At 36.7% G+C, this 14,072-nt stretch carries 15 protein-coding genes and 1 riboswitch; of the genes, 11 read left to right on the forward strand and 4 right to left on the reverse strand.

Translation table 11 applies throughout. From position 1 onward, the window contains the following. Window positions 1–25 precede the first annotated feature (25 nt). Window positions 26–253, forward strand: a complete 228-nt coding sequence (locus N7Z68_RS08860; RefSeq protein ID WP_275118331.1) for a sulfurtransferase TusA family protein — start codon at window positions 26–28, stop codon at window positions 251–253. 81 nt (window positions 254–334) lie between these two features. Here the strand turns inward: N7Z68_RS08860 and N7Z68_RS08865 are convergent, their stop codons facing one another. Then, window positions 335–1,849, reverse strand: coding sequence for an ATP-binding protein (locus N7Z68_RS08865; RefSeq protein WP_275118122.1), 1,515 nt, complete (start codon window positions 1,847–1,849; stop codon window positions 335–337). A 343-nt stretch (window positions 1,850–2,192) separates the two neighbouring features. On the opposite strand from N7Z68_RS08865, the gene N7Z68_RS08870 reads away from it, so the two are divergent. From N7Z68_RS08870 to srtD, 7 genes are all read left to right on the forward strand, one after another. Continuing rightward, the gene (locus tag N7Z68_RS08870; protein ID WP_275118123.1) at window positions 2,193–2,573 is read left to right on the forward strand and encodes a PilZ domain-containing protein; all 381 of its coding nucleotides are present in this window, start codon (window positions 2,193–2,195) and stop codon (window positions 2,571–2,573) included. A gap of 64 nt (window positions 2,574–2,637) precedes the next feature. Then, window positions 2,638–2,943: a protoglobin domain-containing protein gene (locus tag N7Z68_RS08875; protein ID WP_275118124.1), complete on the forward strand. Its 306-nt coding sequence runs from the start codon at window positions 2,638–2,640 to the stop codon at window positions 2,941–2,943. Further along, on the forward strand, window positions 2,894–3,448 hold the full coding sequence (locus N7Z68_RS08880) for an HD-GYP domain-containing protein (protein ID WP_275118125.1): 555 nt from the start codon (window positions 2,894–2,896) through the stop codon (window positions 3,446–3,448). The genes N7Z68_RS08875 and N7Z68_RS08880 overlap by 50 nt, the downstream gene beginning before the upstream one ends. Before the next feature lie 146 nt (window positions 3,449–3,594). Next, window positions 3,595–3,679, forward strand: a riboswitch (cyclic di-GMP riboswitch). Window positions 3,680–3,856: 177 nt separating this feature from the next. Next, window positions 3,857–4,657 carry a flagellar motor stator protein MotA gene (gene motA, locus N7Z68_RS08885; RefSeq protein ID WP_275118126.1) on the forward strand — a complete coding sequence of 267 codons (801 nt, stop codon included), beginning with the start codon at window positions 3,857–3,859 and terminating at the stop codon, window positions 4,655–4,657. Beyond that, a complete protein-coding gene (motB, locus tag N7Z68_RS08890) occupies window positions 4,650–5,393 on the forward strand; it encodes a flagellar motor protein MotB (RefSeq protein WP_275118127.1) in 744 nt (247 codons plus the stop codon). Before motA ends, motB begins: the two co-directional genes overlap by 8 nt. Window positions 5,394–5,577: 184 nt before the next feature. Beyond that, entirely contained in the window at window positions 5,578–6,543 is a 966-nt protein-coding gene (locus N7Z68_RS08895; RefSeq protein ID WP_275118128.1) for a processed acidic surface protein, read from the forward strand. A 114-nt stretch (window positions 6,544–6,657) separates the two neighbouring features. Next, on the forward strand, window positions 6,658–7,206 hold the full coding sequence (gene srtD / locus N7Z68_RS08900; protein WP_275118129.1) for a class D sortase, LPxTATN-specific: 549 nt from the start codon (window positions 6,658–6,660) through the stop codon (window positions 7,204–7,206). A 43-nt stretch (window positions 7,207–7,249) separates the two neighbouring features. On the opposite strand, the gene N7Z68_RS08905 is transcribed toward srtD, so the two are convergent. Further along, on the reverse strand, window positions 7,250–8,128 hold the full coding sequence (locus tag N7Z68_RS08905; RefSeq protein WP_275118130.1) for a radical SAM/SPASM domain-containing protein: 879 nt from the start codon (window positions 8,126–8,128) through the stop codon (window positions 7,250–7,252). A gap of 203 nt (window positions 8,129–8,331) precedes the next feature. Then, the gene (locus tag N7Z68_RS08910) at window positions 8,332–9,012 is read right to left on the reverse strand and encodes a DUF4145 domain-containing protein (RefSeq protein WP_275118131.1); all 681 of its coding nucleotides are present in this window, start codon (window positions 9,010–9,012) and stop codon (window positions 8,332–8,334) included. 275 nt (window positions 9,013–9,287) lie between these two features. Here N7Z68_RS08910 and N7Z68_RS08915 point away from each other — a divergent pair, with 275 nt between their 5' ends. The 3 genes from N7Z68_RS08915 to N7Z68_RS08925 all read left to right on the forward strand — a co-directional run bounded on the left by N7Z68_RS08915 (window position 9,288) and on the right by N7Z68_RS08925 (window position 12,583). Further along, complete coding sequence (locus N7Z68_RS08915) at window positions 9,288–10,040, forward strand: Cof-type HAD-IIB family hydrolase (RefSeq protein WP_275118132.1); 753 nt, start codon at window positions 9,288–9,290, stop codon at window positions 10,038–10,040. Between the two features lie 661 nt (window positions 10,041–10,701). Next, window positions 10,702–11,130 carry a MarR family winged helix-turn-helix transcriptional regulator gene (locus N7Z68_RS08920; RefSeq protein ID WP_275118133.1) on the forward strand — a complete coding sequence of 143 codons (429 nt, stop codon included), beginning with the start codon at window positions 10,702–10,704 and terminating at the stop codon, window positions 11,128–11,130. Window positions 11,131–11,167: 37 nt separating this feature from the next. Then, complete coding sequence (locus N7Z68_RS08925) at window positions 11,168–12,583, forward strand: MATE family efflux transporter (protein WP_275118134.1); 1,416 nt, start codon at window positions 11,168–11,170, stop codon at window positions 12,581–12,583. A 124-nt stretch (window positions 12,584–12,707) separates the two neighbouring features. On the opposite strand, the gene N7Z68_RS08930 is transcribed toward N7Z68_RS08925, so the two are convergent. After that, entirely contained in the window at window positions 12,708–14,009 is a 1,302-nt protein-coding gene (locus N7Z68_RS08930) for an MEDS domain-containing protein (RefSeq protein ID WP_275118135.1), read from the reverse strand. Window positions 14,010–14,072 lie beyond the last annotated feature (63 nt).

The following is a 14,072-nucleotide window of genomic DNA, read 5'->3' on the forward strand; positions in this document are numbered from 1 at the left end:
AATAATAGGAGTGACTACAATGACAATGAAAGCAGATAAAGTACTAGACGCAAAAGGATTAGCATGTCCTATGCCAATCGTTCGAACAAAAAAAGCGATGGATGAACTTACTTCAGGACAAATTCTAGAAATTCATGCAACCGATAAAGGAGCTAAAAATGACTTAGCTGCGTGGGCAAAAACAGGAGGTCATGAGCTTCTAAGTGATACTGAAGATGCTGGTGTATTAAAGTTCTGGATAAAAAAAGGTTAATAGCTATTTATAAATAGTTTTTATCAAAATACTAAATAAGAAATGATCTTCTCCACAGCAAAGGGGAAGGTCATTTCTTTACTAATTCTTGTCCAGAACCAAGGGAAGTATTATTTCTACGTCAGTACCTTTGTCGATTGTACTATCGATTTTTATTTTTCCACCGTACGACTCAACAATTCGCTTACATACTACTAGACCTAAACCTGTTCCTGTTTCTTTCGTTGTAAAGAAAGGATCAAATACACGATTTAATACGTCTTCAGGCATACCTATACCATTATCAGCAACTTTAATGACGCAATTCGTACCCTTCTTTTCTAAACAGATCCTTACTTGACCACCATTTTCGTTTACGGCATCTAAAGCATTCTTTATTAAATTTAATAATACTTGTTTAAGGTGATCTTTTACACACGATATAGGAAGTCGATCGTAAGCAAATTGTATAGATAAGTCAACACTCTTTAAATTAGCTTCCGAATGAATAATTGGCTCTATTTCTTTAATAATTTCCTTGGCACAATACGTATTTAATTTATGAGCAGTTGGTTTTCCTAGTAATAGTAACTCGCTTACAATTGTGTTGATCCGATTAACTTCTTGTTGGATGACATTAAAGTAAAGTTGATCTTTTTCATCATTATATTTTTCACTCAAAAGCTGAACTAATCCCTTAATCCCAGTTAACGGATTTCGTATCTCATGGGCTGTGCTAGCTGCTAAGTTTTCAACTAATTCAATTTTTTGCAATTCATTTTGTTTCTTTTCAATTTTAATTTGTCTTTTTAGTAAAGAATATTGAATTAACATAAACAGGATATGAGTGAAAATAAATAAGATTCCTACGTTTGTAAAAAAAGCCTTAGCATACAAATTACCTTCTGTCGTTTCTATCTGAGCCTCAATCCTCCAAGGTACTTTGTCAATTTCTACTGTGTAATTATACGTTCCATCCCTAGCTAGGTTGAAGCCGGTGTCTAAGATCGATTGTCCCGTATCGTCTATTACCGAGACCTTTTCGTCATCACTATGCTTAATAACTGATTCCTCTATCTTATCAATTCTCAAACTACTTAATAAAACCCCGCTCATTTCACCATTGTTTAGAACCGGAGTAGCAATGGTTATAATAAATCGCCCTGTGACACGGCCAATATGGGCAGGGGAAATGGTGTATTCTCCTGTTTCTATTGCTTTTTGAAAATATTCACGATCTGCTATGTTTATTGGGTTAGCAAGTTCATTAGTTCCAATCAATATATCGCCTTCCGGATTGGACCAATAAAACCCCGAAAACCGGATATCTTTATCACGGGTTCTCTTTAATATCTCTTCAACATTACTTAAATCATCCGGATTAATTTCAATTAGAGTCGCTAACATATCAATCCTGCTAACCGTTTCTCCAATAAAGCGGTCAATATGACGAGCATGCAGTTGAGCGTAATTTTCAGTTATATACATATAATGATTTTCAATTTCTTGAACTTTTTGTAAAGCTAAAGCATGACTAATCGTTATCGTAGGTATGATTGTAATCATCAAGTAGATAAGCACATTCTTTTTTGATCTAATGAACCATTTCCACAACATAGTAACTCCTTAAAGGAAAGTTTTGTATTATTACTTTTATATTATCTTAGCATTATAATCACACGTAGAGTAGGTAAAAATTCAACTATAATCATCATTTTTTATTGGTATAAAATTATTAAATTTGTTACATTTTTTTCTTCCTGCGAATAAAAACAAAGGTATAATAGTACTATTCTAGTCATTTCCTGTCGATTTTAAATATAAATAAAATGGTTTAAAAAATAGAGATAATGGGAACTTAGTATTTCTTTGGCTCATGTAAAAATTTAAGTTTCTAGAATAGGACTAAATACATATCAAAGCCAATTAGTAAATTCGTTTTAAAAATGGGGGACTCAAAATGGTAGACAAAAGATATAAACGAAATGAAGCCTTTAGGTATGATTTCGGAAAACCACTAGGTTGCGAGTATAGACACATAACAAATGTTCATGATATTGAAACTAAATCCGCACCGTTTCAAGGGGAAATTAATAATATTAGCCCGAATGGCTTACAGTTAAATTGCAGTAAAGAGGATGCTGGCAACTTAAAAAATGGTGAACAGGTCGAAGTAACTTTTACGTTATCCACCGAACTTTTTGTTATGGTCGGTGAAGTCGTTTGGGAGAAAAAAGATGTCTATGGCTCATTGTATGGAATTAAGTTTTTAACACTCGGAATGGAAAAAGTAATCGTGGATGAGCTTAAAAAATATGCAAAGGATCAACTTAAAAAGTAACTGCAATATTTATATGAAAGTGACTTTTTAAGGAAATGTTTTCGTGAAGCAGGAGAGGGACTCAATGAAACGTATTCGAACAAGTGATCATTCAAGATTGGAACAAATCAAGCTTACAGGCATTACAGAAGATAGACTAGCATTTCTTTCACAATATAAAACCACTCTTATACCTATTATTCCTTCAGTTGTTGATGAACTTTACGATGAGTTGCTGGCAATTGATGAATTACGACACTTTATTGATAATCACTCAACATTAACTCGTTTAAAAGAAGCACAAAAACTTTATTTAGAACAATGTTTTTCAGGGATAATTGATGATGCGTACATTGTCGGGCATGTTAGCACGGTTAGCCGGAAGAGATGAGGCATTTGTCGAGCAAATCGCGATTGCTGCAAAGTTTCATGACATTGGAAAAGTAGGTATTCCTGATTCCATCTTAAATAAAGAAGGAAAGCTAGACTCGAAGGAATGGGAATTTATGAAAACTCACGCTGACATTGGCCATCAAATTTTATCTAATCTCGATATTCCGATTATTAAACTAGCGGCATCAATTGCTCATACCCATCATGAATGGTGGAACGGAAACGGCTATCCTAATGGAATGAAAGAAATGGAAATCCCGTTTGAAGGTCGGGTTGTAGCAATTGTTGATGTATTTGATGCTCTCTTATCAAAGCGTGTGTACAAAGACGCTTTTCCACCCGAAAAGGTAAAGAGCATCATAGTAGAGGGACGCGGTAAACAATTTGATCCGAAACTCGTTGATTTATTCATTCGCCTTTGGGATGAGTTTCTTACGTACCACCTTAAGATGGTGAATGACCGGGGGCAAGATCAAGAAGCTATTCCGAAACTTTATTCATAGTTAGTCGATTAAGAAAGCTACATCTATAGTGAGGACAAGGATGCAAGGAGCCTTGTTCTTTTTATTTTGTCAAATTTAAATTAATTCTATTTTACTACTTAAGATTTCCTATTTATTGACCGATATTATCAAAAACATAGAAAAACCTTCGAAAATGGCAAACTTATTGAAAAATAAGGACGCAAAGTCACGGGCCTAAAGTACTTATACCATGGTCGCCGGACTACCGATAGGGTTGATTATAGAATTTATTAATCACGACAAAGTGGGATTAGTACTTTTTATAAAGCCTATCAATCTAATTGTTAGGCTTTTGTTATTTGCCCTGTACATTTTATTAGAAGGACATATAAGGAGGTTTATTGTTATTTTATTTTTGGAAACTATAATTATAGAATGGGTGAAACTATGGACAAGACATCAATTATAGGAATTATTTTAGGCGTTGCCGCTATTCTATTAGGTTTAATTTTTAAAGGAACGAGTTTACTTGTTTTACTTAACCCTGCAGCACTATTTATTATCTTTTTCGGTACAGCAGCTACAATATTAATTGGCTTTCCTGGGAACGAAGTGAAACGAATCCCTAAATTATTTAAAGTATTGTTTCAAGATCAAAAAAATCCAAATGTGAATGAACTTATCCGAACGTTTGTAGACCTTAGTTCACTCGCGAGAAAAGAAGGATTATTAGGGTTAGAGAACCAAGTCGAAGCCATTGAAGATCCTTTTTTAAAACAAGGAATGAAAATGGCAGTCGATGGAATGGAAGCTGACTATATTCGGGATACGATGGAAGAAGAACTTTCTGCGATGGAAGAAAGACATTTAGCTGGCGCAGCTATTTTCACACAAGCAGGTACATACGCTCCAACGTTAGGAGTTTTAGGGGCGGTGCTCGGGCTCATTGCTGCACTAGGAAATTTAAATGATATAGATGCACTAGGGTATGCGATTGCTGCAGCATTCGTTGCTACTTTGTTTGGAATTTTCACAGGTTATGTATTGTGGCATCCATTTGCCAACAAGTTAAAAAGAAAATCCAAACAAGAAGTTATGATTAAAAGCATGATGATTGAAGGGGTGTTGTCCATACAGTCTGGAGTTGCACCACGAGCAATTGAAGAAAAGCTAAGAGTGTATGTTCCTTATTCCGATCGAGCTAAACTTGAAGGAGCTTTAAGCCAAGGGGACAGTGTGAATGGGTAGACGAAACAAGAAGCACCATGAGGAACATATTGATGAGTCATGGTTAATTCCCTACGCTGACATGCTTACGTTATTACTTGCTCTTTTTATCGTCTTATTTGCTGTGAGTTCCATCGATGCCGAAAAGTATCAACAACTGATGGAAGTTTTTAATGAAAACTTTCAAGGTGGAGGCAGTATCTTAGAGCATCCAACACCTGCGTTAGAACCTAATCTAACGACTCCTGAAAAAAGCGATGAAGAGGAAGTTGATGTTAAAATACGAGAAGAGTTGGATTTAAAAAAGCTCCAGGAACTAATTGACCGTTACATTCAAGAGAATGGCCTTAGTGACGAATTAGAAACCCAGTTATCATCGGAAGGGTTACTACTAACGATCTTAGATAATGCGTTATTTTACTCAGGAAGTGCAAGCGTGCGAGAAGATGCTGAAGTGCTTGCAGACAAGATTTCAGACTTGCTCGTTACGGACCCTCCTCGAAAAATCGTGGTTGCTGGACATACGGATAATGTTCCGATTCGAACCCAACAATTTCGATCCAATTGGGACTTAAGTGCACAGCGAGCTCTTAACTTTATGAAGATTCTACTGGAAAATCCGCAATTAGATCCTCGAAACTTAAGTGCTACAGGGTATGGTGAATATCATCCAGTTGCATCGAATGAAACCGATGAAGGAAAAGCGAAAAACCGTCGTGTAGAGGTTCTGATATTACCAAATTTTAATATTGATTAGAAGAGTTTCATAGTAAAGGTGGAAACGGGTAGGGCTAGTATCTACCCGTTTTTGTTTTGATGTAGAAGGTCCAATATTAGTGCTGGTGTGATCATAGAACGTTATTTTTGATAAATGGTATATTTTACAAAAGATATCAAATCCTATAAGCAAATAATCGTTAACATCTTAGGGAGGAATGTTTATGAGAAGAGCACTGGCACTATTCGTCATTGTACTTTTGATCTGTATCCAACTGCCGCTTGTCACCTTGGCCCAAATTAATAAAGAAGTCATTGAGCAGTATCTTTCCCCTATTGGTTGGACCAAGTCAGACTTAGAGGACTATTTACAAAACTACTTTGATTTGTCGGTAGATGATTTCGGCACTTTCCAAGAGCTAAAAGAATGGGTAGGAACACCAATAACCGCTGAAAATCGTCAGCAACTTTTAGATCGGTACAATATGTCTTACGACGAACTTGAAATTCTTCTCATCGAACAAGGTGACTCTCCACAAGACTATTATTTCTTAGAAGACTTAGACGCAGCTATCGATTTTTACCTTACATACAGTCATGAGCTTGATGCAGTCACAGGCTTTTTTGAACAGTTAGGAATAACAGATGATGAGCTGGACCGGCTTTTTTTACATTTAAGTAAGTTAGATGAAGAAACGGTCGAAGCACATATGACCACTATAGAGGCGAGGCTGTTAGCGATCGGTGATTTTTCGAATGTTACAGAGTTAACAGAACAACAGAAACAGGAAATTGCTTCTATATTTACCGATATGTTAGCTGCCTTGAAGATGACAGCAACATTTTATCTAAAATCGAATGGTCAAAGGGAGGCTATTTCGCTTTTAAGCTTATTAGATAGGGAAAGCTTAGATGGAAAGATACTCGTTATCGAATTTTACGATGATGAAGGAAACTTGCTGTTAGATTTATCGATGGATGAAAATATTTTTGACTCGCAGTTCTTATCGGATATTGGAAATATGCTACCGGTACTCCCGCACTTAGCTCATGAACATCCACTTGGAGAAAAGATGCCTGAAACCGCTTCTCCTTACATTACCAATATGTTCATTGGTGTACTCCTTTCGTTGTTTGCTGCTGTGATATATACTCGTTTCTTACGTAAGGAGAGAAGACGTGCTTCTTAGTTCGTTCAAAACAGGAAGAATGATGGGACTCAAACTCATCATTCTTCTTCTATTCTTGTTAGGGTTAAGTATCATGAGCTGGAATGCCTTTTGGTTTATGAAAGGTTTTTTGCGGTGGAGAAGATACCTGTTGAAATGACGGAAATCGATCGACCTAGTACGGAGGATGCTGAAGCAAATTTAGAAGTAATACCTGTTGTTGAACCAAGAATACAAGAAAAAACTAGACCTGTTCGTGGACAGCGTTACGGATACTTCATGATCCCTAAACTAAAAGCAAGGGTACCTATCTTTTATGGCACAAGAGAGGAGCAGCTTAAACAAGGGATTGGACATGTCGAACGTACAGCACTTCCAGGAGAAAACAATAATGCTGTATTATCCGGGCATCGCGATACCGTGTTTCGTCATTTGGGGAAAATAGAAAAAGGGGATCGGTTGATCGTTGAAACAGAAGCAGGAGAATTTACGTACTTAGTAAGAAAGATACGAATTGTAGATAAAGAAAATCGAACAGCTCTCGCCCCTAAACCAAAAGCCACCTTAACGGTCATTACCTGCTATCCCTTTGGTTTTGTTGGGCATGCACCCAAGCGTTTTGTTATTATCGCTGATTTAATCGCTCCCAAATCACTCGTGCTCCAATATAGAAAGAGTCAATAAAAAAGGGTGGAGGAGTTCCACCCTTTAGTTATGATTTAAAAAACTATGCGCCAAACCTTGTTCGATAACCGCACTTTCTGCATAATTCTTCGACGGCTTCACGGCGTGAAAAGCCGTTATACAAATTGTTCGCTCGTTCGCCTTCAATAATTTCAGAGAAATTCGTCTCGTTAATATTTCCTAAGTTAATAACTCCTTCTCCATCCAGACAACATGGAATAACGGTACCGTTTGCTAGTATTCCCGCTTGATTTCGAAGCCCGTGACAGAAACCTTTACCGTCGTCTTCTTCCTCGTGCAAGCTTGGCCATTTAAATTCAATATCTTGATTTATATAAATGCGCTCGGCTATTTTTACACCGGTGCCAGGTACCACTTTTTCTTCAATTTTATAATCAAGGTTAAATTCTTTTTCAATGATTTCGAGGACTTCACGATTTCGCTTTTTTTGAACGTTCGTCAAGTTATCCTCGGTTAAGTTCCACAATCGTAACGAGACGATTAAGTCCGATTGAGCAGTTGCTTCTTTAATAAAACTTAAAATACTACCTACATAACCTTCTTTGTCTGTTGATCCTTCATGTCCATCAAAGCTATGCAAGGAAAAGTTCATTTGTCTTAGGGCTGGCTTATTTATTATTTTATGCTTTGCTTTTCGTAATAACGTCCCATTTGTTGTAATGTTAACTTTAAACCCTTTTTCATGACTAATGTCAAGTAGTTGATCAATTTTCGGATGAAGTAATGGTTCACCTTTGACGTGCAAGTAGATATAGTTTGTGTGAGGCTTAATTTGATCTAATCGCTTTGAAAAATCATCTACCGATAAAAATTGTTTTTGCCTTTCAGTAGGAGGGCAAAAGCTGCAAGCGAGATTGCAAACACTCGTAATTTCCAAATAAAATTTCTTGAACTTTTTCAATCGTTTTTCCTCTCTTCTTCTCTAATCAACGATGGGGGAGCTGGCCTGCCTAGTATGCATGCTTTTTATTATACCAAATCTTATAGAGAAGAGAGAAATGTTTAGTTGTGGAAAAAATAAGACGTCATGGTTACATAAGTTCATGAAAAAGAAGTCGCCCTTTGTATATAAAGGCCAACTTCTATATGTAAAGAGTAATTGAACTAGTGAAGTTGTTGTTGAATGCGATCATGTGTTGTTTCAATTTTTGACGGGAGTATATATAAATATTCAATGATCCCTTCTAGTAATTCAATTAACAACCTGGCCATATCTTCATCCAAGTCCCGTTCCAATTCTAAAATTTGATGAAAGTGGCTTTCTGGATGAGTAAGGCTTGTTAAAGATGTGATTGGTTTATTTAAATCAAGATGCTTCGGTAAGTGTTCCAACTGCTCCGATAAAGACTGTCCTTTGACCTTATCACCGAGAAAGCTTTTCACGACGCTTTCAAGAACACGTTTTGATAAAACCGCTGTCGCTGAAGGGTCTTTAGATTGATGTACGTTTAGCGCAGAACGATAGGCGCGAATCAAATCTTCTGGAATGTTCGTGTGATTTTCTACTTCAGCAAATGTTGTTTTAGGATCGTATATATACACTTCAGCGTCCTCATTCGATTTATCCAAGTAATCTGAGAGCATGATCACAAAAGAAGAGCTTGATTTGCATTCTGGACAATTTCCTTTTGAAAACAATCCCGTTCGATTTGCCTGGTAATCCGCTTTAAGTGTGAAGCGTGCTGTTTTACTACAATCTGGACATTTGCATTTCACCTCTTTAGGGATTTTCACATGACCATATTGGCTGTAAGTTAATATCGAACCTGGCAATATCCTTCTCATCGTTATCCTCCTACATCAAAACAAATCGTAACTCGTATGAAATAACTGGCTGGCGTGTTTTTATTATCTTACCCCAAAAGAATAAAATCCCCTTACGAAACCGTTACAGTAAATAATTCCATGTTCACATTCATGTTTCTTCACGGCCATTTTTGTTACAATAAAGTTGTAAATATCAATACTTCTTTATTTAATCTTTTTCTATGCAACAAGTACATATAAACACGTTAAAAGTGCAGTAAACTAAAATAAAACAAATATAGAGGAGAGAACCAATGGAAAACTCGAACATCAGCAACAAAGATATTAAATTAATTGCAATTGATATGGACGGAACCCTTTTAAATGACCGACACGAGATTTCTGAGGAAAACCGTAAAGCCATTAAAGAGGCGGAACAAAAAGGGATCCACGTTGTCATTAGCACAGGGCGGACGAGAATGACTTGCGATGACCTTGTAAATTCACTGTCCCTTAGCTCTTATCTGATAACAGTGAATGGGAGTGAAATTTGGGACGAACAGGGAAATCTCATTGAGAGACAGTTACTGGACTTTTCGTTTGTTGAGCATATGTACAAATTAAAACAAAAACATAATACACTTTGTTGGGCTGCATCCGTCGATAACGTATGGCGCGAGCAATTTCCTGAAGATTTTTCTTCACACGAATGGATGAAGTTTGGATTTGATATAAAAGACGACCAAGTGAGAGATGTGATATTAAAGGAGTTAAAGCAAAACGAAGCACTTGAAATTAGTAATTCCAGTCCGACAAATCTTGAAATTAATGCCTCTGGTGTGAATAAAGCGAGAGCAATTGAAAAAGTGTGTGAACGATTAGGCATTACAATGGATAATGTCATGGCAATGGGTGATAGTCTTAATGACCTAGCGATGATAAAAGATGCTGGAATCGGTGTTGCAATGGGGAATGCGCAGCCATTCGTCAAAGAGTCTGCGGATTGGGTCACGTCTTCCAATATAGAAGATGGCGTGGCTGTAGCCATACGAAAATGGGCATTATAAATTTGAATTTTTACACTTGTTTAAAAGAAACATGGATTTAAAGTCTTATCTTTCGAGGAACAGGTTTGTACCCAGATAAGGATTAGAGTAGGAACGGACTCCAGAGCCGTTATTTGTGACAAAAAATCTGTTTTCTATGATTTAGCGGACTCAGATACCCTTATTAACTATAAAAACAGCCTTTGGAACAAAAAATGCTACAAATAAGGTCCTCTCAGTCCGCGAACATTCATGAATGAAGGATTTTAACTAATTAAGGTCCTGTGTGTCCGCCAAATTGATTTCGTTCTAAGTTTCTATTTTAGAGGTGATCATTTCTTTAACATACGAGGGCGTAGACATTTAAGTGCTTTTTGGCGTACAATCTTTGGTGATCATTTTTTTTAATGCTATGCTATCAGTATACCACTTAAATTTATTAGCATTTCCCCCAAAAAGCTGAACCCGTTTTCTCTCAGGGTAAGGCTTTTTTCTTTTAGCATTTCCTCCAAGATATGGCTTTTAATCAGCCACTTGTACTTGTACTAATTACCTTATTCTTTCACAAACCGAAAAGTTAGGACACTAATATTTTTTTTTATATAAAAAACAGAAATCCATTGCGGAAAACAGCAAATTTATTTAAAATTATGGATTAGGATTAGTTAGGGGGCTAATGAAAATGGAACGGAATATTGATGAGAGGGTCGGTTATCACATTGGTGTTGTCGGCCACCTTCTCCAAAATTTATACAATGAGAAGTTAAGCGAATATGGATTAACCGTAGCTCAAGCAAAAGTGATTTATTTACTTCATGCCCACGGTAATCTCCTTCAATCTGAGCTCCAAAAAAATCTATTGATTAAAGCACCGACGATGAACGGAATTATTGAATCAATGTTAAAAAAAGAACTCATTGAGAAAAAAGATAACGAAAGTGACCGGAGAAGCAAAACCATTATTCTAACTGAAAAAGGTAGAGTTCTAGAAGAAACGCTGTGGAACGATATTGGCCGACTAGAGGAAGAGCTGGTCAACGGTCTATCTAAGGAAGAACAGAAGATCCTTATTATTTGGTTAAAAAAATTAGCACTCAATTTACAAAAGTAATACGTTACTAGTTATATAGAAAGAAGGTTCAAACAACATGAATCAAAAATTTCAAAGTGAACGTCTCGGTACAGAACCCATTCCGAAATTACTAAAAAGCTTATCAATTCCCGCTATTATCGGAATGGTCGTTATGGCACTTTACAATGTCATTGATACGATCTTTATATCATACGGTGTCGGGATTTCAGCAGTAGCGGGGGTAACGATCTCATTTCCACTCATGATGCTTATGATGGCCATTTCAGCAGCAATGGGGATCGGTGGTGCCTCTGTTATTTCGCGAAGGTTAGGCGAGAGAAAGGAAAAAGAGGCGAATAAAGTGTTTGGAAATGTCTTAACGCTTATCCTCTTACTTAGTGTTATAGGGTTTGTCGGGGCCTTTACCTTTTTGGAACCGGTTCTTATTTTATTTGGAGCTACACCTGAGATCTTGCCGTATGCCCTTGATTACATGTTCCCGATTTTATTAGCGACATTGTTTTTTACATTTGGGTTTGCAACAAATAGTATTATTCGTTCAGAAGGTAATGCTCGCTTTGCGATGATGGCGATGATTATTCCTTCCGTTCTTAATATTATTCTGGATGCCGTTTTTATTTTTGGATTGAACATGGGGGTTCGCGGGGCTGCATATGCGACTGTCATTTCTCAAGTGGTTACAAGTGCTATGGTCATTCAATATTTCGTTTCCGGTAAGAGTACATTATCGTTAACTATAGCCGATTTTAAATTAAAGTTTGCACTTGTAAAGGAAATTACACTCGTTGGTCTTCCTGCCTTTGTTCAACAGGCAGCAGGAAGCGTTATGATGATAGCAATTAATGCGATGCTTATTCGTTTTGGCGGTGAATTCTACGTTGGGGTATTCGGAATTATTCAGCGAATTATTATGATGTCCTTTATGCCAATGGCAGGAATTATGCAGGGAATGCAACCGATTGTCGGTTACAATTATGGAGCCAAGAATTTTTCGCGTCTGCGCGAAACCGTCTTGTTAAGTCTGAAGATCACGACAATTATGTCGGTTGCTGTATTTTTTATTGTCATGTTGTTCCCGTCGTACCTTATGTCCATATTCACCTCAGATCGGGCTGTTATTGAAGCGGGAGCAGATTCGATGAGAGTGATGTTTGCAGCTGTGTTTTTAATTGGAATTCAAATTATCAGCAGTGGTCTTTACCAAGCACTGGGTAAAGCAAAGCTTGCGTTAATTTTATCTTTATCTCGACAATTTCTTTTCTTGATTCCACTCGTTTTAATTTTACCGCACTTCATCGGTACAACTGGGGTTTGGTTAGCATTTCCGATCGCTGACTTCTTCTCATTCCTATTAGCAGGCTATCTACTGTATCGTCATCGTGAAACGTTTCTTACCAAAGAAGTTGGCAGTGACGAGAGCAGTCAACAAGATGCGGTCGAATACAGTGAAGCGACCCAATCAAGCAATTAAGCACATCAACCTGAAAGAACGGATAAGACAAATTGTTGTCTTATCCGTTCTTTTATGAGTCATCATAGCGGTGTAAACAAATAAAAACAAAACTAGGCGCTTACGAAGGATATATATATAATTACTAAACGGGAAACTTAATTCGGAATGAAGTTCCTTTACCTAATTCACTTTCTACTGAAATCTCACCTTTAAAATGGTTGACGAGTTTATACACCATAAACAACCCGATCCCTTGACCAGCTTCTTCTTCATTTAATTTATGATACTTTTGAAAGAGCTTTTCCAGGTTATCAGGTGAAATGCCGATGCCTTGATCAATAATATCGATGATGAGCTTGTTGTCTTCAATAAAACTATTTAGATAAATCGTGCTGTCCTCAAAGCTGTATTTAATGGCATTACTTATAAGATTAGAAATAATTAATTTAAAACCCATATTGTTCCCGTGAATGATCGTATTACTAGGTACACGCAAGTCTGATTTGATGTTGATATTTTGTGTTCGTGCTTTAACCATCATGATTTCATATACTTCTTCTAATAAAGGGTTTACCTTAATGAGTTTCATTTTCCAAAACGTATCACTCGTTAACATTTGTTCTGTTTGGATAATATGATGAATTTCGTGGTCAATCGCTACAGAATAATCTTCAATTAGACTTAATCTAGCTTGGACATCTGGATCATGTAATTCGGTTTTTAATATCGTAGCGAATGACTTAATGACCGTTAGTGGATTGCGAACTTCATGAGCTACGACATGAATAAAATCTAACTTTTGCTTATAGAAGTCTAGTTCAGATTCAATCTCTCGTTGCGTCGCTAAGGAAGGGAACACGGTTTGCTCATTTCGTTGATACAGCGATGATTTTACAATCTCATTATCTGTCATAAAGTAGGGGTGGCTTTTCATCATTTCTGTAAGAATATAGGAAGGGACAGAATTGCCGTCATAACAACAGACCGTCATATATCCGATTTCACTAACAGTCAGGTCACATTCGCATTCATATGTATGCAGCTTTTCTAAAATATTGGGTTGATCCTTCCATTCCACGAGCCCCCAAACACGGGCACAGAGATTATCATTAATAAACGGTTGGACTGTCGTCTTAAAGTTTTCTAACACTCTATCAAAACGGAAATCTTGGTATTTTTGATAGAAATCAAAGTTATCAACAAAATGCAAAAATGGTTCATATTCATTTTTACTTAATAGGTTAGGCAACTTTTGTAAGACGGCCTCAAAACGTTCCGGTGTTTCAATAACAATTGCATGTTGATTTAATTGAATAGCACTGACGATAAATGATGCGAGATTTTCTAAATATAGTTCTTCTGATTGGTAAAAATAGAGAATGTGTGAGCCTTCATTCACTTGAATACTTTCTGTAAGCGCTATGGTTTTTGTAGCAATAGACATGAGAACCTCCTTTATCCTACTAATCATATCATTTATATCTTGCTATAACAATTATTGGTTTAA

Source organism: Alkalihalobacterium chitinilyticum, assembly GCF_029028005.1.
GTDB classification, from domain to species: Bacteria; Bacillota; Bacilli; order Bacillales; family Bacillaceae_F; genus Alkalihalobacterium; species Alkalihalobacterium chitinilyticum.

Coding starts and splice junctions, on each gene's coding strand:
- N7Z68_RS08880 (WP_275118125.1), top strand. CDS start 2,894: ATGATGCGTACATTGTCGGGCATGTTAGCACGGTTAGCCGGAAGAGAT.
- N7Z68_RS08875 (WP_275118124.1), top strand. CDS start 2,638: ATGAAACGTATTCGAACAAGTGATCATTCAAGATTGGAACAAATCAAG.
- N7Z68_RS08870 (WP_275118123.1), top strand. CDS start 2,193: ATGGTAGACAAAAGATATAAACGAAATGAAGCCTTTAGGTATGATTTC.
- motA (WP_275118126.1), top strand. CDS start 3,857: ATGGACAAGACATCAATTATAGGAATTATTTTAGGCGTTGCCGCTATT.
- N7Z68_RS08925 (WP_275118134.1), top strand. CDS start 11,168: ATGAATCAAAAATTTCAAAGTGAACGTCTCGGTACAGAACCCATTCCG.
- motB (WP_275118127.1), top strand. CDS start 4,650: ATGGGTAGACGAAACAAGAAGCACCATGAGGAACATATTGATGAGTCA.
- N7Z68_RS08865 (WP_275118122.1), bottom strand. CDS start 1,849: ATGTTGTGGAAATGGTTCATTAGATCAAAAAAGAATGTGCTTATCTAC.
- N7Z68_RS08895 (WP_275118128.1), top strand. CDS start 5,578: ATGAGAAGAGCACTGGCACTATTCGTCATTGTACTTTTGATCTGTATC.
- N7Z68_RS08910 (WP_275118131.1), bottom strand. CDS start 9,012: ATGAGAAGGATATTGCCAGGTTCGATATTAACTTACAGCCAATATGGT.
- N7Z68_RS08920 (WP_275118133.1), top strand. CDS start 10,702: ATGGAACGGAATATTGATGAGAGGGTCGGTTATCACATTGGTGTTGTC.
- N7Z68_RS08915 (WP_275118132.1), top strand. CDS start 9,288: ATGGAAAACTCGAACATCAGCAACAAAGATATTAAATTAATTGCAATT.
- N7Z68_RS08930 (WP_275118135.1), bottom strand. CDS start 14,009: ATGTCTATTGCTACAAAAACCATAGCGCTTACAGAAAGTATTCAAGTG.
- N7Z68_RS08860 (WP_275118331.1), top strand. CDS start 26: ATGAAAGCAGATAAAGTACTAGACGCAAAAGGATTAGCATGTCCTATG.